The organism is Streptomyces sp. SP18BB07 (assembly GCF_036322545.1).
GTDB lineage: Bacteria > Actinomycetota > Actinomycetes > Streptomycetales > Streptomycetaceae > Streptomyces > Streptomyces deccanensis.
This window is the reverse complement of sequence record NZ_JAQYWT010000363.1, coordinates 445,429-470,290: the sequence shown is the minus strand read 5'-3', so window position 1 is coordinate 470,290 and position 24,862 is coordinate 445,429. Positions and strand designations below refer to the sequence as shown.

Here is a 24,862-nt window from a genome sequence, read left to right as displayed (position 1 = left end):
GAATTACCCCCAACACAGGGAGTCTAGGGATGTCGAACATCGGGGGGAACTATTTCAGGCTCGACCCCCTGACCGAAAGTCGGGCCTTGTGAAGAGAACGTACGGGGGCATCTCCCCGTCCCGTTGACGGGGTTGAAACCGGGCCGGAGAGTGGTAATCCCCCGCGAGGGGGACATCAGCGGTGCAACGCCGCGATGTGGATCGGGGGGTCCGACCATGAGCGACCGGAATGTTGGCCATGGCAGGCGCGTGCCGTGGGGGGATGTGGTGTTCTCCGCGATCGCCGCCGTGAGCTGGGCTTTGATCGGCATGGCGGGTGCGGCGGCGCTCGGTCTGCATCTGCTGGAGGCCGACGCGGCGGGCGAACTCGGGCCCATGACAGCGGCGGTTGTGGCGCTCGGGGCGGGTGGGTCGGTGACTCCGTCGGGCGATGTGTCCGTGATGGGCCTGGACGGGGCTCAGGCGACCACCGCCATCGAGATCACGCCACTGGGTGTCAGCCTCGTGGGTGCGCTGCTGCTGTCCTGGTTCTTCCTACGTTCCTTGCGGGGCGCGGGAGTTGTCGTCCCGCCCGGGGAACTCCTCGCGCGCGCGGGCACGGTGCTCGCGCTGTTCGCGGCGTTGATGGGCGGGCTGGCCTGGGCCGGGAACGCCGTCATCACCCTCGACGGCAGCCGGCTCGGCATCGACGACCAACTTCCGGGCGGCGGCGACCTGGACAGCGTCGAGATCCCCGGGCTCGGCGAACTCGGTGACCTCGGCGGCGGGCTGCTGCCGGACCGGCTGGGCGACCTGGCCTCCGCCGACGCCCGGGTCGGCTTCACGGTCGACGCCGTGCCGACCGTGCTCGGCGGCCTGACCTGGTGCCTCGGAGTGCTGGTCATCGCGCTGCTGGCCTCGCGCCGCACCCCGCTGCCGCCCGGACTCGACGTGGTGCACCGGACCGTACGGCCGGCCGTGTCCGCCGTGGTCACCGTGCTCCTGGTGGCGGTCCTGGCCGGGCTCGCGGCGGCGGTGTACGCGGCGATCGGCGACCCGAACCCCCGGCGGATCGCGGGCGCGGCCCTCCTCGGCGCGCCGAACGGGGTCTGGCTGGGCGTCCCCCTCGGTCTCCTCGTCCCCTGGGACGGCAGGGCGACCGGGGCGCTGGCCGACCTCCTGCCCGACCCGCTCGACGAGCTCCTGCGCGTCGACGCGGGCGAGCCCGTCACGCTCGGCCGGCTGGCCGAACTCGACAACCGTGTCTGGCTGTTGGGCCTCGCCGCCGCGCTGATGATGTTGTACGCGGGGGTCCTGACCGCCGTGCGTACGCCGTTCGTACGGGGGGCGGCTGCGGACCCTGCCGGGGGTGCGTCCGGTGCGGATGTACGGGGCGGGAGCGTGCTCGGCTTCATGGGGCGCTGCGCGCTTCGGCTCGGGCTCGCGACGGCGATGGCACTGCCACTGCTCGTGTGGGTGACGGAGGTGTCGGTGGACGCGTCGCTGGCCGTGTTCGGCATCGACGCGTTCGACGCGGGAGTGGAGCTGCGGGGGCGGGCGGCGATGGCGTTGGTACTGGGCGCACTGTGGGGCGCGGGAGCGGGGGCCGCCGGGGCACTGCTGGCCTGCGCGACCCGGGCGGCCGGGCTGCGGGCGTCGCCGCTGGCGCGGGGGGTCGGGGGTGAGGGAGGGGGCTGGGCGACGACGACCGCCGAGACCTACGACTCCGGCTCCTCCTCGGGACCGTACACGCCGGGTACGCCGTACCGACCGCCGAACCCGGACACCAATCCGTACCTGCGACTGCCGGATGAGTTGCGGGGGGTGCGGGGGGTGCCCGGAGCGCCGGGGGCTCGGGGCACCCGCGCCCCCGGGGAGGCCGGGGAGGCCGGGGAGGCCGGGGAGGCCGGGCGGGGGCCGACGGGGCGAGGCGGGGACCGGCGGGGTGTGGAAACCCGGGGTGCGGGCGGGCAGGGTACGGGCGGAGCGGGGGGCTCCGGCGGTTCAGGGGGCCCAGGGGCGCAGGGGCCGCCGGATGTGTATGGGGCGCCCACGGTGGCACGGCGCTTCACACCACCGCCTCCCCGGCGACCGGGACAGCGGCCGGGCTCGGGGGCGGGATCTGGGGCGGGGGCAGGATCAGGATCGGGCGCCTGGCCCGCACCGCCGCCGCCACCGGAGGAAAGGCCGCCACCGCCTCCTCCCCCACCGCGTGGACCACGCGGACGGTGAGGGCCCCGAAGGAGGCACGGGACGTGCTCTCCGGGACGGGGTGGGGCCACGCAGGCCCCGCGCCACGAGCAGGACCACGCATGGCAAGCGCTCGGCACACGAGCGGAGCCTCGGAGGGACGGGCCCGACAGGCGTGGGCGGGGAAACACGAGCGCGGGCCTGCGGGTGAAGGGCAGAGCCACACCAGGGCGGCCAGCCTCCAGACCGGGGCGGGGTCACGCTGAGCCCCTCCGAGCCAGGGGCAGGGTCAGGCCAGGCACGGGGCGGCGACCCCCGGAAGCCCCCGAGCCACGAGCAGGACCACGCCCGGCCGGCGTTCCGGCCTGCGGTGAGCTCGCGGTAGTGGTGCCGGCAGGCCGGGGGCAGGGAGCACGCGGGAGGCGGGCCCTCTGAGGTGTCGTGCGGGGTCCCCGTGCGCGTCAGCCGCCGGTAACCCAGTGTTCTCCGTCCGCTGGGCGGACCTCAGGGGCAAAAGGCACGGGGCGCCGGATACGGTTGGCACATCATGAGCGCTTCGCAGACCTCCTCTGACATCCCCACTCTCCTCGTCAAGATCTTCGGCAAGGACCGACCGGGGATCACCGCCGGGCTGTTCGACACCCTCGCCGCGTACTCGGTCGACGTGGTCGACATCGAGCAGGTCGTCACCCGTGGCCGGATCGTGCTGTGCGCGCTCGTGACCGAGCCGCCCGCCGGGCAGGAGGGCGACCTGCGGGCGACCGTGCACAGCTGGGCGGAGTCGATGAAGATGCAGGCGGAGATCATCTCCGGCCTGGGCGACAACCGGCCCCGCGGTCTCGGCCGCTCGCACGTCACCGTGCTGGGCCACCCGCTCACCGCCGAGTCCACCGCTCGCATCGCCGCCCGTATCACCGCCACCGGCGGCAACATCGACCGTATCTTCCGGCTCGCCAAGTACCCGGTGACGGCCGTCGAGTTCGCCGTGTCCGGCACGGAGCCGGAGACACTGCGGACCGCGCTGGTCACCGAGTCGGTCGCCCTCGGCGTGGACGTCGCCGTGGTCGCGGCGGGCCTGCACCGCCGGGCCCAGCGGCTGGTGGTGATGGACGTGGACTCCACGCTCATCCAGGACGAGGTGATCGAGCTCTTCGCCGCGCACGCCGGGTGCGAGAAGGAGGTCGCGGAGGTCACGGAGGCCGCCATGCGCGGGGAGCTGGACTTCGAGCAGTCGCTGCACGCGCGCGTGGCGCTGCTGGAGGGGCTCGACGCCTCGGTGGTGGAGAAGGTCCGCAGCGAGGTCCGGCTCACACCGGGCGCGCGCACGCTGATCCGCACGCTGAAGCGGCTCGGCTTCCAAGTCGGCGTCGTCTCGGGCGGGTTCACCCAGGTCACGGACGACCTGAAGGAACGGCTCGGCCTCGACTTCGCACAGGCCAACACGTTGGAGATCGTCGACGGCAGGCTCACCGGCAAGGTCGTGGGCGAGATCGTGGACCGGGCGGGCAAGGCGCGGCTGCTGCGCCGGTTCGCCGCCGAGGCGGGAGTGCCGCTGGCCCAGACCGTGGCGATCGGCGACGGCGCGAACGATCTCGACATGCTCAACGCGGCCGGTCTGGGCGTCGCCTTCAACGCCAAGCCGGTCGTCCGCAGGGCCGCGCACACCGCGGTGAACTTCCCCTTCCTCGACACCGTGCTGTACCTCCTCGGGGTGACCCGTGAAGAGGTCGAGGCGGCGGACACGCACGACGAGTAACGGGCGAGACACACGACGAGGGCCCGGCACCAGGTGGTGCCGGGCCCTCGTCGTGCCGAGTGGCCGGATGCCGGATGGCTTGTGCCGGGTGGCCGGGTGCCGAGGCCGGGGTGGCCGTTGGATCGGCTACGCGGCGGAGTTACTCGGTCGGCGCCCAGTAGTCGGCCAGGGTGCCCACGCCCGGCTCCAGGCTCTTCCAGGCGCCCTCGAAGGTGAGCACGGCGTAGGCGGCGGCCGGGAAGCCGAGGCGGTTCATGCGCTCGCGGGCGTCGCCCTCGGAAGTGCCGGCGAGGATGTCGGCGAGGCCCTGGATGCCGGGGTTGTGGCCGATCAGCACGACGTTCTGCGCGTCGTCCGGGGTTTCGTTGAGCAGGGCGATCAGCTCGCCGGGCGAGGCCTCGTAGATCCGCTCCTCGTAGACCGTTTTCGGTCGTTCGGGCAGTTCATGAACGGCCAGCTTCCAGGTCTCGCGGGTCCTGACGGCGGTGGAGCAGAGGGCAAGGTCGAAGGGGATTCCGGAGTCGGCCAGCTTGCGCCCGGCGACGGCGGCGTCCATGCGGCCCCGGTCGGCGAGCGGCCGCTCGTGGTCGGAAACCTGGGGCCAGTCGGCCTTCGCATGCCGGAAGAGGACAATCCTGCGGGATTCTGCGACGCTCATGCGTCCCAGCTTCGCACGAAACAGGCCACGGGGCGCAGGGAGTTGAAGTGCGGATACCCGACACCGGTACAGGTGGTTCCGGTGGGCGGGGCGCTCGTCACGGTGTGTGGCTCGACAGGGCGTTCCGTATGCGCTCCACGAGGTCGGCGATCACGGGATCCCCGCTCGCCGCCTGGGCCTGCGCGGGGTCGGAGATCAGCAACAGGAGCGTGATGAAGCCGACGGCGGGCAGGGCGACCGCCCACCAGGGCAGCCGGACGCCGACGCCGCTGGTGGTCGCCGGGTGGGGCCGGGGGTGCGTACGGGCCGACATGCCGCCTCCGTGGTCTGCGAGTCCTCGTGGCCCGGTCCTCCGTGGGCCCTCGCGGGTCCCCTGCGGCCACATCTCGACGTTACGGAACGCGGGCGCTCCGCCCCATCCGGTGATCCACCCACTTCACCCTGAGACCCGCCCCCTAGGGGATGGGGGGTTATCCCCACCCCTGACGATCACGGTGACGACCTCTGGGTGGTCCGGTGATGATCCCCGGGGCGGTCACGGTGACGCGATGGCCGCGATGATCCCGATGACGACGAAGATGGCGAGGAACGAGCCGAAGACCAGGAGCATCTTCTTCTGGCCGTTCTGGGGGTTCGGGTCGAGCACTGGCATGCGCCCAGTGTCGCACCCGCGACCCCGGGTGAGGCCGCCGGGGTATGCCCTCAGCGGGCCGCCTCGTCCTCCACGAGCCGGTCGCGGCCCGCCAGGATGCCCGCGGCGATCTGCGGGAGCATCAGGGCGGCCATGAGGGCCAGAGGCAGGCCCCAGCCGCCGCTGTGCTGGTAGAGGACGCCGACGAGGAGCGGGCCGGGGATCGAGATCAGGTAGCCCGTGCTCTGCGCGAAGGCGGACAGCTGGACCACGCCCGCGCCGGTCCTGGCCCGCATGCCGACCATGGTGAGCGCGAGTGGGAAGGAGCAGTTCGAGATACCGATCAGCAGCGCCCACGCCCAGGCGCCCTCCGCCGGAGCGAGGTGGAGGCCGCCGTACCCGAGGAGCCCGCAGACGCCCAGGACGACCACGATCGGCCCCTGGTGGGGCAGACGGGTGGCGAGCCTGGGGATCACGAAGGCCAGCGGCACGCCCATCACCATGGTGAGGGCCAGCAGCAGCCCCGCCGTGCCGGCGGGGACCCCGGCGTCGCGGAAGATCTGCGCCATCCACCCCATCGTGATGTAGGCGGCGGTCGCCTGGAGGCCGAAGAACACGGCGAGCGCCCAGGCGGTACGGCTCCGGGTGATCCGCAGCACGGGCGCCGCCTCGCGCCCCGATCCCGACGCTCCCCCGGACCCACGCGGGGAACCCGGCGCTCCCCCGGACCCACGCGGGGAACCCGGCGCTCCCCCGGACCCACGCGGGGAACCCGGCGCTCCCCCGGCACCGCGTACCGAGCGCGATCCTCCCCGGGGGTTCTCCGCCGAGCGCGCGTCCCGGTCCCGGAGCAACGGGAGCCACGGCACCACGGCCGCCGCCGCCAACAGCGCCCATACGGTCAGCCCGGTCCGCCAACTCCCGCCCAGCGCCTCGGTCATGGGCACGGTGACGGCCGCTGCGCAGGACGTGCCGAGGGCCAGGGCCATGGAGTAGAGGCCCGTCATGGAGCCGACCCGGTCCGGGAACCAGCGCTTGACGATGACCGGCATCAGGACGTTGCTGACGGCGATGCCCATCAGGGCGAGGGCGCTCGCGGCCACGAATCCGGCCGTGCCGCCGGCGTAGGGCCGTATCAGCAGGCCGCCGGCGATGGCGACCATGCCCGCGCAGACGACGGCGGACGGACCGAACCGGCGGGCGAGCCGGGGCGCCATGACGCCGAAGAGGGCGAAGCAGAGCGGCGGCACGGAGGTGAGGAGCCCGGCGACGCTGCCGCTCATGCCGAGCCCGATGCGCACCTCTTCGAGGAGGGCGCCGAGGCTGGTGATGGCGGGGCGGAGGTTCAGGGCCGTCAGGACGATGCCGACGATCACGAGGCGCGTCGTCCACGCGCGCGCGGACGGCACCGGGGGTTCGGACCCGGCCCGGTCGGGCACCGGCGTTTCGGACGGTGCCCGAAGCGGTGCGGATGTCGTCGTCGCGGTCTCCTCGCTCACCATGACATCCATCATAGAATCATAGGATGATTGGTTGTCCATGGCCCGGCTGCTCCCGGTCGGCCACTTCGTGCGAAGGTGTGCCATGCCGCTGAGCCATCCCCGCCGATCGGCGCTGTCCGAGCAGATCATCGCCGCGCTGCGGAACCAGATCACCTCGGGCGAGTGGCCGGTCGGCTCCCGTATCCCCACCGAGCCCGAGCTCGTGGAGGAGCTGGGGGTCGCCCGGAACACGGTCCGCGAGGCCGTCCGCGCGCTCGCCCACAACGGCCTGTTGGACATCCGCCAGGGCTCCGGCACCTATGTCGTCGCGACCAGCGAGCTCGCGGGCGTGATGCACCGCCGCTTCGCGGACGCCGACCCGCGCCACATCGCCGAGCTGCGCTCCGCCCTGGAGTCGAGCGCCGCGAAGTTGGCGGCCGAGCGGCGCACGGAGCGGGACCTCAAACAGCTGGACGCGCTCCTGGCGCGCCGCGAGGAGGCCTGGGCCTCGGGCGACGCGGAGGCCTTCGTGACCGCCGACGCGACCTTCCACATGGCGGTCGTCGCCGCGTCCCACAACGACGTCGTGACGACGGTCTACGCGGACCTGGGCGAGGTCCTGCGGGACTGGCTGCGCGGCGACGTGGGCGAGGAGCTGACCCCGGAGACGTACATGGACCACGCCGGGCTGGTGGACGCGATCCGCGCGGGCGACGCGGAGACCGCCGCGGCGGAGGCGGCCGGCTATCCGTTCCACTGCCGTCCCGGCCGGGTCAGCCCTCCACCCGCCGGTGGGTGAACCACCCGTCAGCCCTCCCCCCGCTGGTGGCTGAACCACACCGAGCGGACTTCCTTCCAGCAGCGCCCGGTGAGCCGTACCGTCCGCGCGGGCGCCGTCTCGACCGCGGCGCTGTCGCTGTCGAGGTCCCACCACCGGGCGCACTCGATGTGCAGCCGGACGTGGTCGACGGCCGCGTGGGGGTTGAAGCAGTACCCGACCACCTGGGAACCGGTGACGGTGCTGTGGCAGGCCGCCCCGAACGGGGCGGGCTTGTCGTCCACCACTACGCGCGCGTGCCGCTCCCCGGTCGCCACGCGCGCGTGCGGTGCCGACTCGGACGGAAGAGTGAGGACGAGAGCCAGGGCGACGACAGCTGGGGCGATGCTGCGGGAGATGCGCACAAGGGGGACCTCCTCGGCCGAGTGGCTGAGCGGTGTACGTCCAGCGTGCGCGGCACCCGGCCCCGGCGGCCCGCCGGATGAGCCGAACGAGTGATGATCCCGGCGGACAGGAGTACGGCGAGGGCGCGCACCCGAATGGATGCGCGCCCTCGAACCGCGGTGGAGCCTTCAGCGGTGGCGCTCAGGCGCCGATCGCGTGCAGCCCGCCGTCCACGTGGATGATCTCGCCGGTGGTCTTGGGGAACCAGTCACTGAGCAGCGCGACGACACCGCGGCCGGCCGGCTCGGGGTCCTTGAGGTCCCACTCCAGCGGCGAACGGTCGTCCCACACGGCGGCCAGCTCGCCGAAGCCCGGGATGGACTTGGCGGCCATGGAGGCGAGAGGGCCGGCGGAGACGAGGTTGCAGCGGATGTTCTGCTTGCCCAGGTCACGGGCGACGTAACGGCTGGTGGCCTCCAGGGCCGCCTTGGCCGGACCCATCCAGTCGTACTGCGGCCAGGCGAACTTCGCGTCGAACGTCAGGCCGACGACCGAGCCGCCGTTCTGCATCAGCGGCAGGCAGGCCATGGTCAGCGACTTCAGGGAGTACGCCGAGACGTGCATCGCGGTGGCGACGGACTCGAAGGGCGTGTTCAGGAAGTTGCCGCCGAGGGCGTCCTGCGGGGCGAAGCCGATGGAGTGGACGACGCCGTCGAGGCCGCCGAGCTCCTCGCCGACGATGTCGGCCAGGCGGCCCAGGTGCTCGTCGTTGGTGACGTCGAGCTCGATGACCTTGGTGGGCTTGGGGAGCTTCTTGGCGATGCGCTCGGTCAGCGTGGGCCGGGGGAAGGCCGTGAGGATGATCTCGGCGCCCTGCTCCTGGGCCAGCTTGGCGGTGTGGAAGGCGATGGAGGACTCCATCAGCACACCGGTGATCAGGACGCGCTTGCCCTCGAGGATTCCGCTCATGGTGATCAGTGACCCATTCCCAGTCCGCCGTCTACGGGGATGACGGCTCCAGTGATGTACGAGGCGTCGTCCGAGGTGAGGAACCGCACCGTCGCGGCGATCTCCTCGGGCTGCGCGTAACGACCGAGCGGCACCTGCTTCACGATGCCCGCGCGCTGCTCGTCGGTGAGCACCTTGGTCATGTCGGTGTCGACGAAGCCGGGAGCAACGACGTTGAAGGTGATGTTGCGCGAGCCCAGCTCACGGGCGAGGGAGCGCGCGAAGCCGACCAGGGCGGCCTTGGAGGCGGCGTAGTTGGCCTGGCCGGGCGAGCCGTAGAGGCCCACGACCGAGGAAATGAGGACGACGCGGCCCTTCTTGGCGCGCAGCATGCCGCGGTTGGCGCGCTTGACGACGCGGAAGGTGCCGGTGAGGTTGGTGTCGATGACCGAGGTGAAGTCCTCCTCGGACATGCGCATCAGGAGCTGGTCCTTGGTGACGCCGGCGTTGGCGATCAGCACCTCGACCGGGCCGTGCTCGGCCTCGATCTCCTTGTAGGCCTGCTCCACCTGCTCGGGGTCGGTGATGTCGCACTTGACGGCCAGGCAGCCCAATTCTGTTAGGGCGGCCGGCGGCTCCCCCGAGCGGTAGGTGATGGCGACCTTGTCGCCGGCGTCGGCGAACGCGCGGGCGATGGCGAGGCCGATGCCCCGGTTGCCTCCGGTGACGAGAACCGAGCGGCTCAACGGATCACCCTTTCCTTAGCGGTCTGAACGCCTGCCCGCATGCCTGGACGGCAGGCGCCTTCCCTCGAAACCTATCGGTCCATTTCCCCCGGCGGGCATTCGAGCTGTGACAGTGGCGCGGGGGAGTCGCTGTCGGGTCCCTACAGAAAGCCCGCCGACCGCAGCCGGAAAGATGTGGTCCGGCCGCCCGCGGGCGCGACATGATCGGACCCGACAGGCCACGACAACCGTTCGGCAACAGGGAGACCTCGGTGCCTCATTCCATCGACGAAGCCTTCACGGCACTACCGCTGAGGGCGTTGGCCGACGCCGCGCTCGCCCGCGCGCGAGCCCTCGGCGCCGATCACGCCGACTTCCGGTTCGAGCGGGTGCGCAGTGCGTCCTGGCGGCTCAGGGACGCGAAGCCGGCCGGGTCGTCGGACACCACCGACCTCGGGTACGCGGTGCGGGTGGTGCACGGGGGGACCTGGGGGTTCGCGTCCGGGGTGGATCTGACGATGGACGCCGCCGCGAAGGTCGCCTCGCAGGCCGTGGCCATGGCCAAGCTGTCCGCGCAGGTCATCAAGGCCGCCGGGTCGGACGAGCGGGTGGAGCTGGCGGACGAGCCGGTGCACGCGGAGAAGACCTGGGTCTCCTCCTACGAGATCGACCCGTTCACCATCCCCGACGAGGAGAAGACCGCGCTGCTCACGGAGTGGAGCACACGGCTGCTGGCGGCCGACGGGGTCAACCATGTCGACGCCTCGCTGCTCACCGTGCACGAGAACAAGTTCTACGCCGATACCGCCGGGACCGTGACCACCCAGCAGCGGGTACGGCTGCACCCGTCGCTGACCGCCGTGTCCGTCGACGAGTCCAGCGGCGAGTTCGACTCGATGCGGACGCTGGCACCGCCGGTCGGGCGCGGCTGGGAGTACCTGACGGGCACCGGCTGGGACTGGGACGACGAGCTGGCCCGCATCCCCGAGCTGCTCGCGGAGAAGATGCGGGCACCGAGCGTCGAGGCGGGCGTCTACGACCTGGTCGTCGACCCGTCCAACCTGTGGCTGACCATCCACGAGTCCATCGGCCACGCCACCGAACTGGACCGCGCGCTCGGCTACGAGGCCGCGTACGCCGGCACGTCCTTCGCCACCTTCGACAAGCTCAACAAGCTCCGGTACGGCTCCGAGCTGATGAACGTCACCGGTGACCGCACCGCCGAGCACGGTCTGGCGACCATCGGGTACGACGACGAGGGCGTGGCGGGCCAGAGCTGGGACCTCGTCCGGGACGGCACCCTCGTCGGCTACCAACTCGACCGCCGCATCGCGAAGTTGACCCGCCTCGGCCGGTCGAACGGATGCGCCTACGCCGACTCCCCCGGGCATGTGCCGGTGCAGCGCATGGCCAATGTGTCGCTGAAGCCGGATCCGGCGGGGATGTCGACGGAGGATCTGATCGGCGGGGTCGACCGGGGTGTCTACGTCGTCGGGGACCGGTCCTGGTCCATCGACATGCAGCGGTACAACTTCCAGTTCACCGGACAGCGGTTCTTCAAGATCGAGAACGGGCGGATCACCGGGCAGCTGCGGGACGTCGCCTACCAGGCGACCACGACCGACTTCTGGGGGTCCATGGCGGCCGTGGGCGGGCCGCAGACCTATGTCCTGGGCGGGGCGTTCAACTGCGGGAAGGCCCAGCCGGGCCAGGTCGCCGCGGTGTCGCACGGCTGCCCCTCGGCCCTCTTCAAGGGCGTCAACATTCTGAACACCACGCAGGAGGCCGGTCGATGAGCGCGCGGAACACCAAGGCGCACAAGCCGCACGAGATCGTCGAGCGGGCCCTCGAACTCTCCCGGGCCGACGGCTGTGTGGTGATCGCCGACGAGTACTCGACGGCGAACCTGCGCTGGGCGGGCAACGCGCTGACCACGAACGGGGTCACCCGGGGCCGGTCGGTGACCGTCGTAGCCACCGTCGACGGGAAGGAGGGCACCGCCTCCGGGGTCGTCTCACGGGCCGCCGTCACCCCCGAGGAGCTGGAGCCGCTGGTGCGGGCCGCCGAGGCCGCCGCGCGCGGCGCCGGACCGGCCGAGGACGCCCAGCCGCTGGTCACGGGGGTGCGGCACTCCCCCGACTTCACGGACTCGCCCGCCGAGACCTCCTCCGCCGTCTTCTCCGACTTCGCGCCGGCCCTCGGGGAATCCTTCGCACGCGCGCGTGCGGGCGGCCGTGAGCTGTACGGCTTCGCCAACCACGAGATGGTGTCGAGCTATCTCGGTACGTCCACCGGGCTGCGGCTGCGCCACGACCAGCCGAACGGGACGCTGGAGCTGAACGCCAAGTCCCCGGACCGCAAGCGCTCGGCCTGGGCTGGGCACTCCACACGGGACTTCAAGGACGTCGATCCGGCGGCCCTGGACGCGGAGCTGGCCGTACGCCTCGGCTGGGCCGAGCGGCGGGTGCCGCTGCCCGCCGGGCGGTACGAGACGCTGCTGCCGCCGACGGCCGTGGCGGACCTGCTGATCTACCAGATGTGGTCGGCGTCGGCGCGGGACGCCGCCGAGGGCCGGACCGTGTTCAGCAAGCCCGGCGGCGGCACGCGGATCGGCGAGCGGCTGACCGAGCTGCCGCTGACCCTGCGCAGCGACCCGAACGAGCCGGGCCTGGAGTCCGCGCCGTTCGTGCTGGCCCACTCCTCCGGCGGCGACAGCTCGGTGTTCGACAACGGGCTGCCGCTGGCGGCGACCGAGTGGATCAGCGGGGGCGAGATCGCGCACCTGCCGACCACCCGGCACAGCGCGGGCCTGACGGGGCTGCCGGTGGTGCCGACGATCGGCAACCTGATCCTGGACGGCGGCGCGGACCGCTCCCTGGAGGAGATGGTCGCGGACACCGAGCGCGGGCTGCTGCTGACCTGCCTGTGGTACATCCGCGAGGTCGACCCGGCGACGCTGCTGCTGACCGGCCTGACCCGCGACGGCGTCTACCTCGTGGAGAACGGCGAGGTCACGGGCGAGGTCAACAACTTCCGCTTCAACGAGTCGCCGGTGGACCTGCTGGGCCGGGCCACGGAGGCGGGGCGCACGGAGAAGACGCTGCCGCGCGAGTGGAGCGACTACTTCACCAGGGCCGCGATGCCCGCGCTGCGGGTGCCGGATTTCAATATGAGTTCTGTCAGCCAGGGCGTATAACCTCGTACCTGATTACGGCCCAATCAAGGAGACACGAGAACCGTGACGGACATCGTCGACGAGCTGAAGTGGCGAGGGCTGTTCGCCCTGTCCACCGACGAGGACGCTTTGCGCAAGGCGCTCGCGGACGGTCCCGTCACGTTCTATTGCGGTTTCGACCCGACCGCGCCGTCCCTGCACGTCGGACATCTGGTGCAGGTGCTCACCGTGCGCCGGCTCCAGCAGGCCGGTCACCGGCCGCTGGCGCTGGTCGGCGGGGCGACGGGCCTGATCGGCGACCCCCGCCCGACGGCGGAGCGCACGCTGAACGACCCGGAGACCGTCGCCGGCTGGGTCGGCAAGCTGCGCGGTCAGATCGAGCCGTTCCTGTCCTTCGAGGGCGAGAACGCGGCCGTCATGGTCAACAACCTCGACTGGACCGAGGGCCTGTCCGCCATCGAGTTCCTGCGGGACATCGGCAAGCACTTCCGCGTCAACAAGATGCTGACGAAGGACTCCGTCGCCCGCCGGCTGGAGTCCGACCAGGGCATCAGCTACACCGAGTTCAGCTACCAGATCCTCCAGGGCATGGACTTCCTCCAGCTCTACCGGAGGTACGGCTGCACGCTCCAGCAGGGCGGCAGCGACCAGTGGGGCAACCTCACGGCCGGCCTGGACCTGATCCACCGGCTGGAGCCCGGCGTGGAGGCGCACGCGCTGGCCACCCCGCTGATGACCAAGGCGGACGGCACCAAGTTCGGCAAGACCGAGGGCGGCGCCGTCTGGCTCGACCCGGAGATGACCACGCCGTACGCGTTCTACCAGTTCTGGCTGAACGTGGACGACCGGGACATCACCCGCTACATGCGGATCCTGTCCTTCAAGTCCCGTGAGGAGCTTGAGGAGTTGGAGAAGCAGACGGAGGAGCGGCCGCAGGCGCGGGCCGCGCAGCGGGCGCTGGCCGAGGAGCTGACGACGCTGGTGCACGGGGCCGCCCAGACGGCCGCCGTGATCGCCGCGTCCCGTGCGCTGTTCGGACAGGGCGAGCTGGCGGAGCTGGACGAGAAGACGCTTGCCGCGGCGCTCTCCGAGCTGCCGCACGTCAAGGTGGCCGAGCCGGCTCCGGTCGTGGATCTCCTCGCGGAGGTCGGGCTGGTGCCGAGCAAGTCCGCGGGGCGGCGGACCGTGAAGGAGGGCGGGGCCTACGTGAACAACGTGAAGGTCACCGCGGAGGACGCGGTTCCGTCCCGGGAAGAGCTGATCCATGGACGGTGGCTGGTGTTGCGCCGGGGCAAGAAGAACCTGGCCGCGATCGAGGTGACCGGGGCCTAGGCCTAAGCGCCATAGGGGCGTGGGGTCGCTGGCGAGTGCCGCTTCGGTGTGGTTGCTCGCGCAGTTCCCCGCGCCCCTTTCGGGGCTCAGGTCCGGTGTTTTCTCTTGCCCAGGGTTTTCATGTACACCATGTCGCCCAGGGCCACGATGACGATCGCGGCGACCAGCTGGAAGATGTGGCGGCTCCAGTCGATGCCTGAGGTCTCCTCGACCCCGAAGCCTCGTGCGATCGCGTTGCCGACGACGGCGCCCAGCATGCCGAAGATCGTCGTCAGCCAGAGCGGGCTGTGCTGCTTGCCCGGGAGGATCGCCTTGGCCAGCAGGCCCAGTACGAATCCCACGATGATCGCCCACAACCAGCCCATGGCTGCCTCCTCGTACGGCTCGACGTGAGCATTACGCCCAGTGTCGGCCCGCCTGCGGTACGCCGCATGTCGGGCACGGCTGTACGCGCTACGGCGCATTTCGCGCACTCCTGGTGGAAGGTGACCCGGTCTCGTAGGCGGCGCAGACGCGGCGTAACGTGGGGCTTGTCCGGACCGCGTTCCCTGTAGCGGACACGGGCGGGGCACGGGCCGGTGAGCGTCCGATACAGGCGGGTGGTGGAACGCGATGCGGAAGAAGAGCAACGTCGAGGTCTTCCGGATCACAGGTGCCCGGCAGGGCCTCGCCGACGACGTCCGCGGCCGGCAGCGTCGCTACATCATCTCGATGTCGGTCCGCACCCTCGCGGTGATCGCCGCCGCCGTCCTCTGGAACGTCGAACGGCACGTCGCGGTCGTCGCGCTGGTGCTCGGCGCGGTGCTGCCGTACATCGCCGTGGTGATCGCCAACGCGGGCCGGGAGAACGCGCCCTCGCTGCCGTCCACGTTCGTGAGGGCTCCCATGCGGCCGATGATCGCGCCGCCCGCGGAATCCGTCCCGGAGGATTCCGCGGCCGATTCGGCGGGGCCTCGGCGGAGCGAGCCGCGCGAGCGGGCCTGAGCAACCGGCCGTCCGCACGTCCCCGCGAAACGGAATCCGGCCACCCGCCAAGCTCAAGAAAAGCTCAGATCAATCATGTAGTTCCTGTGCCGGGCAGAGGCCTACCCGTGACATACTTCGTACGCGCTCCGCATCCCCCGTCGGAGCGACAGACCGACGCCGGGCAGCTCCCCCCGTGGCTGCTCGGCGTCGCCTTTTCTCCGGCCTGATTCCTGCGACTAGGGTCGACGTGTGAACATCCTCAACGTCCCCGGCTCGGATCCGTCCTCCCCCATCTGTTCGGCCAAGGGCTGCTCGGCCGACGCGGTCTGGGTGCTCGCCTGGAACAACCCGAAGCTGCACACGCCCGAGCGCCGCAAGACCTGGCTCGCCTGCGAGGAGCACCGGGAGCACCTGTCGCAGTTCCTGGGGGTGCGGGGGTTCCTCAAGGACGTGGTGAAGCTGGACGACTGGGAGGAGCCAGCGCCGTAGGGCCGCTCAGCCCCCGATCGCCGACATCGGCCTGTCCGGCTGGACGAACGACGGGTCGTCCAGGCCGGCGCCCGCCTTCTTGCCCCACATCGCCAGCCGCCAGATGCGGGCTATCTCCTCGTCCGGGGCGCCGGAGCGCAGCGCGGCACGCAGATCGGTCTCCTCGCGGGCGAAGAGGCAGGTGCGGACCTGGCCGTCGGCGGTGAGGCGGGTGCGGTCGCAGGCGGAGCAGAAGGGGCGGGTGACGGAGGCGATGACGCCCACGCGGTGGGGGCCGCCGTCGACCAGCCAGCGTTCGGCCGGGGCCGAGCCGCGTTCGTCCTGGCCCTCGGGGGTGAGGTCGAAGCGGGTGCGCAGGGAGGTCAGGATGTCTCCGGCGGTCACCATGCCGTCGCGCTTCCAGCCGTGCTGGGCGTCCAGGGGCATCTGCTCGATGAAGCGCAGCTCGTAGTCGTGCTCGACGGCCCAGGCGAGGAGGTCCGGGGCCTCGTCGTCGTTCAGGCCGGGCATCAGGACCGAGTTGACCTTGACCGGGGTCAGGCCGGCGTCGCGGGCGGCTTCGAGGCCTTCCAGGACGTCCTTGTGGCGGTCCCGGCGGGTGAGAGTCTTGAAGACGTCCGGGCGCAGGGTGTCCAGGGAGACGTTCACCCGGTCCAGGCCGGCCGCCTTCAGGGCCGTCGCCGTGCGCCTGAGGCCGATGCCGTTGGTGGTCAGGGACATCTGAGGGCGGGGGGCGAGGGCCGCCACGCGCTCCACGATGCCGACCAGGCCGGGGCGCAGGAGCGGCTCACCGCCGGTGAAGCGGACCTCCTCGACGCCCAGGATCCGGACGGCTATGTCGATGAGGCGGACGATCTCGTCGTCGCTCAGCAGGTCGGGCTTGGCCAGCCACTGCAGGCCCTCCTCGGGCATGCAGTACGTACAGCGCAGATTGCACCGGTCGGTCAGCGAGACCCTCAGGTCGGTGGCCACTCGGCCGTAGGTGTCGATGAGCACGTGGGCCCCCTCCCTCGCGGCGGATCACAATCGTTCGACATCTGCGAGCCTACGTGACCGCGCTGACAACATCACCGGCCCGATCGCACGAGACGCGGCGAGGGGCCGCCGTAGATCTCTACGACGGCCCCTGCGACGCGGGCGCGGGACGCGCCCTTAGGGGCGCGGGGAACTGCGCGACCAGCCACGACGGCGCCCAGCCTCGTGACGGGGTCTTTCAGCGGAGCTAGTGCGCGCCCGTGCCCGTGAGGGAGCGGACCTCCAGCTCGGCGTACTTCGCGTCGTCGGCCTTCTCCTTGGAGAGGACCGTGCCGAGGAAGCCCATGAGGAAGCCGAACGGGATGGAGATGATGCCCGGGTTCTTCAGCGGGAACCAGGCGAAGTCGGCGTCCGGGAACATCGCCTTCGGGTCGCCGGAGACCACCGGCGAGAACAGCACCAGGCCGACGGCGACGATCAGACCGCCGTAGATCGACCACAGCGCGCCCTGGGTGGTGAACTTCTTCCAGAAGAGGCTGTAGAGGATGGTCGGCAGGTTGGCGGAGGCCGCGACCGCGAAAGCGAGGGCGACCAGGCCGGCCACGTTCAGGTCGCGGGCGAGGGCACCGAGGCCGATGGAGACGATGCCGATGAAGACGGTCGCCCAGCGGGCCGCGCGGACCTCCTCGGCGCCGGAGGCCTGCCCCTTGCGGATGACGTTGGCGTAGATGTCGTGCGCGAAGGAGGACGACGAGGCGAGGGTGAGGCCGGCGACCACGGCGAGGATGGTCGCGAAGGCCACCGCCGAGATCGTGGCGAGCAGGATCGCGCCCCAGGCCGAGTCGACGCCGCCCAGATGCAGGGCGAGCAGTGGGGCGGCCGTGTTTCCGGACGGGTTGGAGGCGATGATCTCGTCCTGGGAGATCAGCGCGGCGGCGCCGAAGCCGAGGGCGATGGTCATCAGGTAGAAGCCGCCGATGATGCCGATGGCCCAGTTCACGGACTTACGGGCGGCCTTGGCGTTGGGCACCGTGTAGAAGCGGATCAGGATGTGCGGCAGGCCGGCGGTGCCGAGGACCAGGGCGATGCCGAGGGAGATGAAGTCCAGCTTGGAAGTGCCGGTGGCGCCGTACTGCAGGCCGGGCTCCAGGAAGGCGGCGCCCTTGCCGCTGTTCTCGGCGGCGGTGCCGAGCAGATCGGAGATGTTGAAGTTGAACTTCAGCAGCACCAGGAACGTAATGAGGAGCGTGCCGCCGATGAGCAGCACGGCCTTGACCATCTGGACCCAGGTGGTGCCCTTCATGCCGCCGATGGAGACGTAGACGATCATCAGGAGGCCGACGAGGGCGACGATGAGGATCTTGCCCGCGTCGGAGGTGATGCCGAGCAGCAGGGAGACGAGGACACCCGCGCCCGCCATCTGGGCCAGCAGGTAGAAGATCGACACGACGATCGTGGAGGTGCCGGCGGCGGTGCGGACGGGGCGCTGGCGCATGCGGTACGCGAGCACGTCGCCCATGGTGTATCGGCCGGAGTTCCGGAGCGGCTCGGCGACCAGGAGGAGGGCGACCAGCCAGGCGACCAGGAAGCCGATGGAGTAGAGGAAGCCGTCGTAGCCGAAGAGGGCGATGGCGCCCGCGATGCCGAGGAACGACGCGGCGGACATGTAGTCGCCGGAGACCGCGAGGCCGTTCTGGAAGGCGCTGAACTGGCGGCCGCCCGCGTAGAAGTCGGCGGCGTCCTTGGTCTGGCGGCCGGCCCAGACGGTGATGCCGAGGGTCGCGAGGACGAACAGCGCGAACAGGGTGATGATGAGCGGCCGGTGCTCGCTGGCCTCGTTGGCCGCGAGGAACGTCTGCTGTACGGGGCTCATGCGCCGCCCTCCATCCGGGACTTGATCGCCTCGGCCTTGGGGTCGAGCTTCGCGGCGGCGTGCCGCGAGTACCACCAGGCGATGAGGAACGTGGTGACGAACTGGGCGACGCCGAAGACGAAGGCGACGTTGATGTTGCCGAAGAGCTTGGTGCCCATGAAGTCGCCCGCGTAGTTGGAGAGCAGGACGTACAGCAGGTACCAGGTGATGAAGCCCACGGTCAGCGGGAAGGCGAACGAGCGGTAGGAGCGGCGCAGTTCGGCGAACTCGGCGCTCTCATGGACCGCCGCGAACTCCTCGGGTGAGGGGAGGTGATGCTCTGCCTTCGCTGGGGGCGGTGCGTCGGTTGCCACGGAGTCTCCTCGCGTCTGAGCCGCGGTCGCGACGGTGGATGGTGACTTGTTCGCCGTCGGATCGGGGGACGGACTGGGTTCGGACATGGGGTCGGCTCTGTTCCTTCGATGACGGGTGCACGATCGTGCTCGGGCTCCCTGCTCAACGTCACGGCGGCGCACGAGGACCGGTTCAACCGTGCGGGTTTCTTTCGAGAACCGATGCGGAAGCCGAAGCACGGCCGGCTCCGAAAGGGCCCTCAGGCGCGGCGACTTCGAGGGTTACCCCTCTACTTCGGCCTCCCGCCCATGAAGTCATTGCTGGCCGGCGACGACCAGGGATAGCTTCGGGCTGCACCACCAACGTCATGTACCTGCCCGGGCACCCGTGTGTCTCGGGCCGGTTTCTTTGAAGATGATGTGGAGATCACATGGCTCATCTGCGCTCCAGGCGACAGCTCGCGCTCGCGGTGCCGGTCGTCCTGTCGCTGACCGCCTCACTCGGTTTCCTGCCGGGTGTCGCCTCGGCGGCCCCGCTCGCGGAGTCCACCGCCGCGACCGCGGAGGGCCCGAACCTCTCGTACGTCGTGAACACGAAGACGGACAAGCACACGATCGCCAAGGTGCAGAAGGCGATAACCCAGGCCGGCGGCAAGATAGTGGTCACCTACGCCAAGATCGGCGTGATCGTGGTCCACTCGACCGACCCGGCGTTCGGTGCGACGATCCGCGCGGTGCGTGGGGTGCAGTCCGCCGGTGCTACCCGGACCTCGCCGCTGACCCCCGCCGGTACGACGGACGTGGGCGCCGTCGACATGCTGACGGACGCGGAGGCCGCGAAGGTGAAGGCCGCCTCGGCGGACATCCCCGACGCCGAGCCCCTCGAGGCCGACCAGTGGGACCTGCGCTCGATCGGCGCCGACCAGGCCGCGAAGATCGACGACGGCAGCAAGAATGTCACGGTCGCCGTCATCGACACCGGCGTCGACGACACCCACCCGGACCTCGCGCCGAACTTCTCCAAGTCCCAGTCCGCCAACTGCGACGGCGGTGTCGCGGACACCAGCGAGGGCGCCTGGCGGCCGTACACCGTGAACGACTACCACGGCACGCACGTCGCCGGTGAGATAGCCGCGGCCCGCAACGGCGTCGGCGTCGCCGGTGTCGCGCCGGGCGTGAAGGTCTCCAGCATCAACGTGACCGACCCAACGAGCGGTCTGTTCTACGCCGAGAGTGTCGTCTGCGCGTTCGTGTTCGCCGCCGACAAGGGCGTGGAGATCACGAACAACAGCTACTACGTCGACCCGTGGCTCTACAACTGTGTGGACGACCCGGACCAGGAAGCCATCGTCGACGCGGTGAACCGGGCCCAGAAGTACGCCACGAAGAAGGGCACCCTGCACCTGGCCTCGGCCGGCAACTCCAACCACGATCTCGCCTCCGACGCGATCCTGGACGCCTCCAGCCCCAACGACACCACGCCGGTCGAGCGCACCATCGACCCGAGCGAGTGCTTCGACGTCCCGACCCAACTGCCGGGCATCGTCACGGTCAGCGCGACGGGCGTGAAGAACGAGAAGTCGTACTACTCCACGTACGGCAACGGAGTCGTCGACATCGCGGCGCCGGGCGGCGACGCCCGCTACCAGATCCCGGACACGCCGTCGAAGAACGGCCGCATCCTGTCCACCATGCCGAACGGCGCGTACGGCTTCCTCCAGGGCACGTCGATGGCCTCCCCGCACGCCGCCGGTGTCGCCGCGCTGCTGAAGTCCACCCACCCGTGGGCGTCCCCGAAGCAGCTGCAGAAGCTGCTGAAGGCCCAGGCGGACGAGCAGGCCTGCCCGACGTCGTACGACCAGAACGGCGACGGCGTCCAGGACGCGGTTTGCGAAGGCAGCCCCAGCGTGAACGGTTTCTACGGGTTCGGCATCGTCAACGCCCTGAAGGCCGTCAAGTAACGCAGCCGACGAGCAGCCACGACGAACTGGAGACAGCATGACAACGCCTCCCGAGCGCTCCCGTCGTCTGACCGCGATCCCGCTGGGGATGGCGATGGCGACCGCGCTGTTCGTCGTACCGAACGTCACGGCCTCGGCGGCCGCGTCGAACGGATCGGTCGCTTCGGCCGGGCAGGCCGAAGCGACCGGGCTCAGCTACGTCGTCAACGTGCGCGCGGGGCACGGGCCCTCCGCGCACGTGCAAAAAGCGATCGCGGAGGCCGGCGGCACGATCGTGACGTCGTACGACCGCATCGGTGTCGTCGTCGTCCACTCCTCGAACCCCGGCTTCGCCGCGGAGATCCGTGCGGTGCGCGGGGTCCAGTCGGCCGGTGCCACCCGCACCGCGCCGCTGCCCGCGCAGTCGACCACCGACGTGGGCACCCCCAAGGTGCTGACCGCCGAGGAGATCGCGGACGTCGAGGCGGCGGGCGGGCAGGACCCGCTGGAGCCGTTGCAGTGGGACCTGCCGGCCATCAAGGCCGACAAGGCCCACGAGGTGTCGCTCGGCAGCCGGGACGTCACGGTCGCCGTCATCGACACGGGTGTCGACGACACGCACCCGGACATCGCGCCGAACTTCGACCGTGACGCCTCCGTCGACTGTGTGACGGGCAAGCCCGACACCAGCGACGGGGCCTGGCGGCCGGGGCCCACGGAGAGCGCGCACGGCACCCATGTGGCCGGTGAGATCGCCGCCGCGAAGAACGGTGTCGGTGTCACGGGTGTGGCGCCCGGGGTCAGGGTGTCCGGCATCAAGGTGTCCACCACCGCCGGGTTCTTCTACACGGAGGCCGTGGTCTGCGGCTTCATGTGGGCCGCCGAGCACGGGGTGGACGTCACCAACAACAGCTATTACACCGATCCGTGGTACTTCAACTGCACGCACGACCCGGACCAGAAGGCGCTGGTGGAGGCCCTCGGCCGGGCGACTAGGTACGCGGAGAAGAAGGGCGCGGTCAATGTCGCCGCGGCCGGCAACGAGAACTACGACCTCGCGGCCGACGAGATCACCGACCCGGTCTCCCCCAACGACTCGACCCCGTCGGACCGGGTGATCGACCCGTCCGAGTGCCTCGACATCCCGACCCAGTTGCCGGGTGTCGTCACGGTCGCCTCCACCGGCGCCAAGGGCATCAAGTCGTCCTTCTCCAACCGCGGTCTGGGCGTCGTCGACATCGCCGCACCCGGCGGCGACTCGACCCGCTTCCAGACCCCGGCCCCGCCCGCCACCAGCGGTCTGATCCTGGGCCCGCTGCCCGGCGGCACGTGGGGCTACATGGCCGGTACGTCGATGGCGTCGCCGCATGTCGCGGGCGTCGCCGCCCTGATCAAGTCGACCCATCCGCACGCCCCGGCCGCCCTGGTCAAGGCCCTGCTGTACGCCCAGGCCGACGCCACGCCCTGCACCGACCCGTACGACATCGACGGGGACGGCAAGGCCGACGCGGTCTGCGAGGGGCCGAGAACCTACAACGGCTTCTACGGCTTCGGCACCGCGGACGCGCTGGACGCGGTGACCAGGTAGGAACCTTTCACGGTAGGAACCTCTTGACGGAAGTCGGGCCGGGCGGTGGTGCACCGCCCGGCCCTTCCGTTGCGTAGGTTCGGATCATGACTGACATGGATGGTGTGTGGGCGGCCCTGGGCGGCGATCCCGCTCTGCCGTCGAGGGTCTCGACGGTCGTACGGGACGGGGTGCTCGACGCCCGGCTGCCGGTACGGGAGCTGGCGCGGACCTGCGTCGGGGTGTGCGCGCTGGCGGCGGCCGAGCTGGGCGCGCGCCGGGCCGGGCTCGGCGAGGTCCCCCGGGTACGGGTGGACGACGGTGCGGTCGGCACCGCCTTCGTGAGTGAACGTCATCTGCTGGTCGACGGTCGGGCGCCGGTCAACTTCGCGCCGCTGTCGCGGTTCTGGCGGACGGCGGACGGCTGGGTGCGGACGCACGCGAACTATCCGCATCACCGGGAGCGGCTGCTGTCGGCGCTGGGGGTGTCCGGCGCCGAGGTGCCCGCGGTCGAGGCGGTGCTCGCCGAGCGGTCCGCCCGGGAGGTCGAGGAAGCGGTGTACGCGGCCGGGGGCCTGGCGGTGGCGCTGCGGACACCCCGGGAGTGGGCCGCGCACGAGCAGGCGCGGGCGGTGGCGGCCCGGCCGCTGATCCAGCACGAGCGGCTGGACACGGCCCACGCGCGCGTGCTCCCGCTCCTGCCTTCGGCCGAGGCGCCGCTGTCGCCCGCCGCCGGAATACGGGTCCTGGACCTGACCCGGGTCATCGCGGGCCCCGTCGCCACCCGCACACTCGCCCTGCTGGGCGCGGACGTGCTGCGCGTCGATCCGCCGGGCATGCCCGAGATCCTCGACCAGCACGCCGACACGGGCTTCGGGAAACGGTCGGCGACGCTCGATCTGGCCGCCGACGCAAGGGCGTTCGAGACGCTGCTCGCCGAGGCCGATGTCGTTGTCACCGGGTACCGGCCGGGTGCGTTGAACCGGTTCGGGCTGTCGGCCGAGGCACTGGTCGAGCGGCGTCCCGGGCTGATCGTGGCGCAGCTCTCGGCCTGGGGCGCGGACGGGCCGTGGGCCGGGCGGCGGGGGTTCGACAGTCTGGTGCAGGTGGCGACGGGGATCGCGGCGGTCGAGGGTACGGCGGAGCGGCCGGGCGCGCTGCCCGCGCAGGCACTCGACCACGGGACGGGGTATCTGCTGGCGGCGGCCGTGCTGCGGGCGCTCACCGAGCAGGCGGAGCAGGGGTACAGCCGGGTCGTCCGGCTGTCGCTGGCCCGGACGGCGGCCTGGCTGACGGACGGGATCGAGCGGGCCCCCGGTGAGAGCGGGGCCCCCTGCGCGCCGGACGCCTGGCTCGCCGAGCGGGACAGCCCCCTCGGGCGGCTGCGGTACGCGCTGTCGCCGGTGTCCTTCGAGGGCGGGCCGGGCGACTGGGCTCGGACTCCGGGGCGTTGGGGTGCGGACGAGGCGCGCTGGCGTTGAGTCACCGCGGCCTCCGGGCCGTATGGATGGGCGGAATGTCGAACTGCCAGTCGGTTTCCGGCACTTGCCCTGGTCTGGTGCGACTGGTGAACTTTTCGGGGTGAGCCTGACGAGACGGTCGACGGAGGAGACGGAAGCGAGCGCGGAAACGGGGGCGGGAGCGGGAGCGGGAACAGGGGTTGACGAGCCCGCGGGGCGACCCGGGCGGCCGGGGAGGGGGACCGGTCGGGCCGTCGTGGTGCTCGTGCTGGTGGCCGTGGGCGCGCTGATACCCCTGTTCGGGCCGCGGGTGGCGCTCGACGGCACGGGGGAGGCCGAGGCGCCCGGCACCGGCGGGATCGCCCTGCTACGGACGGTGCTGCTGGCGGCGCTGTGCGTACCGGTGGGCGAGTTGTTCGTGGCACGGCTGGTGCGGCGGGTGCCCGACGCACCAGGGCGGGCGCCGCGCAGTTGGGCGCCCTGGGCGGCGGGGGCCGGTCTCGTGGCCTCGCTGGGGCTGGCCTCGGTCGTGGCCACCGGCAATCTGGTGCCGGATTCCCCCGCCGACATGGACGTGGGCGGCCTCTACGAGACGCGGGACGGCAAACTCGCCCTGCTGGAGGTCAACGCCTTCGCGGCGGCCGGCCTCCTGGCGCTGTCCCGTCGCCCGGCCGTCCAAGCACTGCCCCTGGCCGTCGTCGTCGTCGCGGAGGCGCTGCGCGCCCACCCGAGCACGGACCACCACGATCCGCTGGTCGGCACCGCTCTGACCTTGGTGCACCTGACGTGCGCGGCCCTGTGGGCGGGCGGACTGCTGCACGTGCTGCGGATCCTGCACACGCGCGCGTGGCGCTCGTCGGGGCCGGGCACCGCGCTGTTGGGCCTCTACGCGCGCGTGGCCGCCGTTCTGCTCGCCGCCGTCACCGCCAGCGGGGTGTGCAGCACGCTGCGCCGGATGCCGCCGGGCACGGTGCTCGACCAACTGACGGAGACGGCGTACGGGCGCGCCCTGCTCGCCAAGGTCCTGCTCGTCACGGCCGTCGCCGTGCTGGCCCTCTGGGCACGACTGCGGCTGCGCCGCGCGACCGACGATCCCCTCGGCGCCTGCGCTCCCGCGCGGGCGGAGGTGGTCGTACTGGGCGCGGTCGTCGCGGTGTCGGCGCTGCTCACGGCGCTGCCGCTGCCGATCCGCTGGTGAGGCGGCGACGGAGCGGAGGTGCGCC

The 24,862-nt window shown here is 71.4% G+C and carries 23 protein-coding genes; 12 read left to right on the top strand and 11 right to left on the bottom strand.

Features of this window, described 5'->3' with window-relative positions; all coding sequences use genetic code 11:
- The first annotated feature begins 216 nt into the window (after positions 1-216).
- Positions 217-2,211 (top strand): streptophobe family protein, encoded by a 1,995-nt coding sequence (locus tag PUR53_RS43285; RefSeq protein ID WP_329912164.1) that lies wholly within the window; start codon positions 217-219, stop codon positions 2,209-2,211.
- A 505-nt stretch (positions 2,212-2,716) separates the two neighbouring features.
- Positions 2,717-3,925 carry a phosphoserine phosphatase SerB gene (gene serB / locus PUR53_RS43280; protein WP_329899302.1) on the top strand — a complete coding sequence of 403 codons (1,209 nt, stop codon included), beginning with the start codon at positions 2,717-2,719 and terminating at the stop codon, positions 3,923-3,925.
- Between the two features lie 139 nt (positions 3,926-4,064).
- Here the strand turns inward: serB and PUR53_RS43275 are convergent, their stop codons facing one another.
- The 4 genes from PUR53_RS43275 to PUR53_RS43260 all read right to left on the bottom strand — a co-directional run bounded on the left by PUR53_RS43275 (position 4,065) and on the right by PUR53_RS43260 (position 6,716).
- Positions 4,065-4,583 (bottom strand): SixA phosphatase family protein, encoded by a 519-nt coding sequence (locus tag PUR53_RS43275; protein WP_329899301.1) that lies wholly within the window; start codon positions 4,581-4,583, stop codon positions 4,065-4,067.
- A gap of 97 nt (positions 4,584-4,680) precedes the next feature.
- Positions 4,681-4,896: a hypothetical protein gene (locus PUR53_RS43270; RefSeq protein WP_329899300.1), complete on the bottom strand. Its 216-nt coding sequence runs from the start codon at positions 4,894-4,896 to the stop codon at positions 4,681-4,683.
- A gap of 222 nt (positions 4,897-5,118) precedes the next feature.
- Positions 5,119-5,235 carry an SGM_5486 family transporter-associated protein gene (locus tag PUR53_RS43265; RefSeq protein ID WP_005477623.1) on the bottom strand — a complete coding sequence of 39 codons (117 nt, stop codon included), beginning with the start codon at positions 5,233-5,235 and terminating at the stop codon, positions 5,119-5,121.
- Between the two features lie 50 nt (positions 5,236-5,285).
- On the bottom strand, positions 5,286-6,716 hold the full coding sequence (locus PUR53_RS43260; protein WP_443080432.1) for a CynX/NimT family MFS transporter: 1,431 nt from the start codon (positions 6,714-6,716) through the stop codon (positions 5,286-5,288).
- Positions 6,717-6,798: 82 nt separating this feature from the next.
- Between PUR53_RS43260 and PUR53_RS43255 the strand changes: the two genes are divergently transcribed.
- Positions 6,799-7,494, top strand: a complete 696-nt coding sequence (locus PUR53_RS43255; RefSeq protein WP_329912162.1) for a FadR/GntR family transcriptional regulator — start codon at positions 6,799-6,801, stop codon at positions 7,492-7,494.
- An 8-nt stretch (positions 7,495-7,502) separates the two neighbouring features.
- On the opposite strand, the gene PUR53_RS43250 is transcribed toward PUR53_RS43255, so the two are convergent.
- The 3 genes from PUR53_RS43250 to fabG form a co-directional block, all read right to left on the bottom strand.
- Positions 7,503-7,877, bottom strand: coding sequence for a hypothetical protein (locus PUR53_RS43250; protein ID WP_329899298.1), 375 nt, complete (start codon positions 7,875-7,877; stop codon positions 7,503-7,505).
- A gap of 181 nt (positions 7,878-8,058) precedes the next feature.
- Complete coding sequence (gene fabI, locus PUR53_RS43245; protein WP_045560796.1) at positions 8,059-8,826, bottom strand: enoyl-ACP reductase FabI; 768 nt, start codon at positions 8,824-8,826, stop codon at positions 8,059-8,061.
- Between the two features lie 5 nt (positions 8,827-8,831).
- Complete coding sequence (gene fabG / locus PUR53_RS43240) at positions 8,832-9,551, bottom strand: 3-oxoacyl-[acyl-carrier-protein] reductase (protein WP_045560797.1); 720 nt, start codon at positions 9,549-9,551, stop codon at positions 8,832-8,834.
- 251 nt (positions 9,552-9,802) lie between these two features.
- On the opposite strand from fabG, the gene PUR53_RS43235 reads away from it, so the two are divergent.
- From PUR53_RS43235 to tyrS, 3 genes are read left to right on the top strand one after another with little or no spacing between them, the layout of a single operon-like run.
- Positions 9,803-11,326 (top strand): TldD/PmbA family protein, encoded by a 1,524-nt coding sequence (locus tag PUR53_RS43235; RefSeq protein WP_329899297.1) that lies wholly within the window; start codon positions 9,803-9,805, stop codon positions 11,324-11,326.
- Complete coding sequence (locus PUR53_RS43230) at positions 11,323-12,726, top strand: metallopeptidase TldD-related protein (protein WP_329912161.1); 1,404 nt, start codon at positions 11,323-11,325, stop codon at positions 12,724-12,726. Before PUR53_RS43235 ends, PUR53_RS43230 begins: the two co-directional genes overlap by 4 nt.
- A gap of 42 nt (positions 12,727-12,768) precedes the next feature.
- Positions 12,769-14,037: a tyrosine--tRNA ligase gene (gene tyrS, locus PUR53_RS43225; protein ID WP_329899295.1), complete on the top strand. Its 1,269-nt coding sequence runs from the start codon at positions 12,769-12,771 to the stop codon at positions 14,035-14,037.
- 86 nt (positions 14,038-14,123) lie between these two features.
- On the opposite strand, the gene PUR53_RS43220 is transcribed toward tyrS, so the two are convergent.
- Positions 14,124-14,402 carry a GlsB/YeaQ/YmgE family stress response membrane protein gene (locus PUR53_RS43220; RefSeq protein WP_329899294.1) on the bottom strand — a complete coding sequence of 93 codons (279 nt, stop codon included), beginning with the start codon at positions 14,400-14,402 and terminating at the stop codon, positions 14,124-14,126.
- A 247-nt stretch (positions 14,403-14,649) separates the two neighbouring features.
- Between PUR53_RS43220 and PUR53_RS43215 the strand changes: the two genes are divergently transcribed.
- Both PUR53_RS43215 and PUR53_RS43210 read left to right on the top strand, forming a co-directional pair.
- The gene (locus PUR53_RS43215; protein WP_329912160.1) at positions 14,650-15,021 is read left to right on the top strand and encodes a DUF3099 domain-containing protein; all 372 of its coding nucleotides are present in this window, start codon (positions 14,650-14,652) and stop codon (positions 15,019-15,021) included.
- A 231-nt stretch (positions 15,022-15,252) separates the two neighbouring features.
- Positions 15,253-15,492: a hypothetical protein gene (locus tag PUR53_RS43210; RefSeq protein WP_319240476.1), complete on the top strand. Its 240-nt coding sequence runs from the start codon at positions 15,253-15,255 to the stop codon at positions 15,490-15,492.
- Between the two features lie 6 nt (positions 15,493-15,498).
- Here the strand turns inward: PUR53_RS43210 and moaA are convergent, their stop codons facing one another.
- The 3 genes from moaA to PUR53_RS43195 form a co-directional block, all read right to left on the bottom strand.
- Complete coding sequence (moaA, locus tag PUR53_RS43205) at positions 15,499-16,488, bottom strand: GTP 3',8-cyclase MoaA (RefSeq protein WP_329899292.1); 990 nt, start codon at positions 16,486-16,488, stop codon at positions 15,499-15,501.
- 226 nt (positions 16,489-16,714) lie between these two features.
- A complete protein-coding gene (locus tag PUR53_RS43200) occupies positions 16,715-18,340 on the bottom strand; it encodes a solute symporter family protein (RefSeq protein ID WP_329912159.1) in 1,626 nt (541 codons plus the stop codon).
- Positions 18,337-18,693 (bottom strand): DUF485 domain-containing protein, encoded by a 357-nt coding sequence (locus tag PUR53_RS43195; protein WP_329899291.1) that lies wholly within the window; start codon positions 18,691-18,693, stop codon positions 18,337-18,339. The genes PUR53_RS43200 and PUR53_RS43195 overlap by 4 nt, the downstream gene beginning before the upstream one ends.
- A 410-nt stretch (positions 18,694-19,103) precedes the next feature.
- Here PUR53_RS43195 and PUR53_RS43190 point away from each other — a divergent pair, with 410 nt between their 5' ends.
- From PUR53_RS43190 to PUR53_RS43175, 4 genes are all read left to right on the top strand, one after another.
- Positions 19,104-20,633 (top strand): S8 family serine peptidase, encoded by a 1,530-nt coding sequence (locus PUR53_RS43190; protein WP_329899290.1) that lies wholly within the window; start codon positions 19,104-19,106, stop codon positions 20,631-20,633.
- Positions 20,634-20,670: 37 nt separating this feature from the next.
- On the top strand, positions 20,671-22,200 hold the full coding sequence (locus tag PUR53_RS43185) for a S8 family serine peptidase (protein ID WP_329912158.1): 1,530 nt from the start codon (positions 20,671-20,673) through the stop codon (positions 22,198-22,200).
- An 86-nt stretch (positions 22,201-22,286) separates the two neighbouring features.
- The gene (locus PUR53_RS43180) at positions 22,287-23,660 is read left to right on the top strand and encodes a CoA transferase (protein WP_329912157.1); all 1,374 of its coding nucleotides are present in this window, start codon (positions 22,287-22,289) and stop codon (positions 23,658-23,660) included.
- A 238-nt stretch (positions 23,661-23,898) separates the two neighbouring features.
- Positions 23,899-24,837 (top strand): CopD family protein, encoded by a 939-nt coding sequence (locus tag PUR53_RS43175; protein WP_443080433.1) that lies wholly within the window; start codon positions 23,899-23,901, stop codon positions 24,835-24,837.
- The last annotated feature ends 25 nt before the right edge of the window (positions 24,838-24,862 follow it).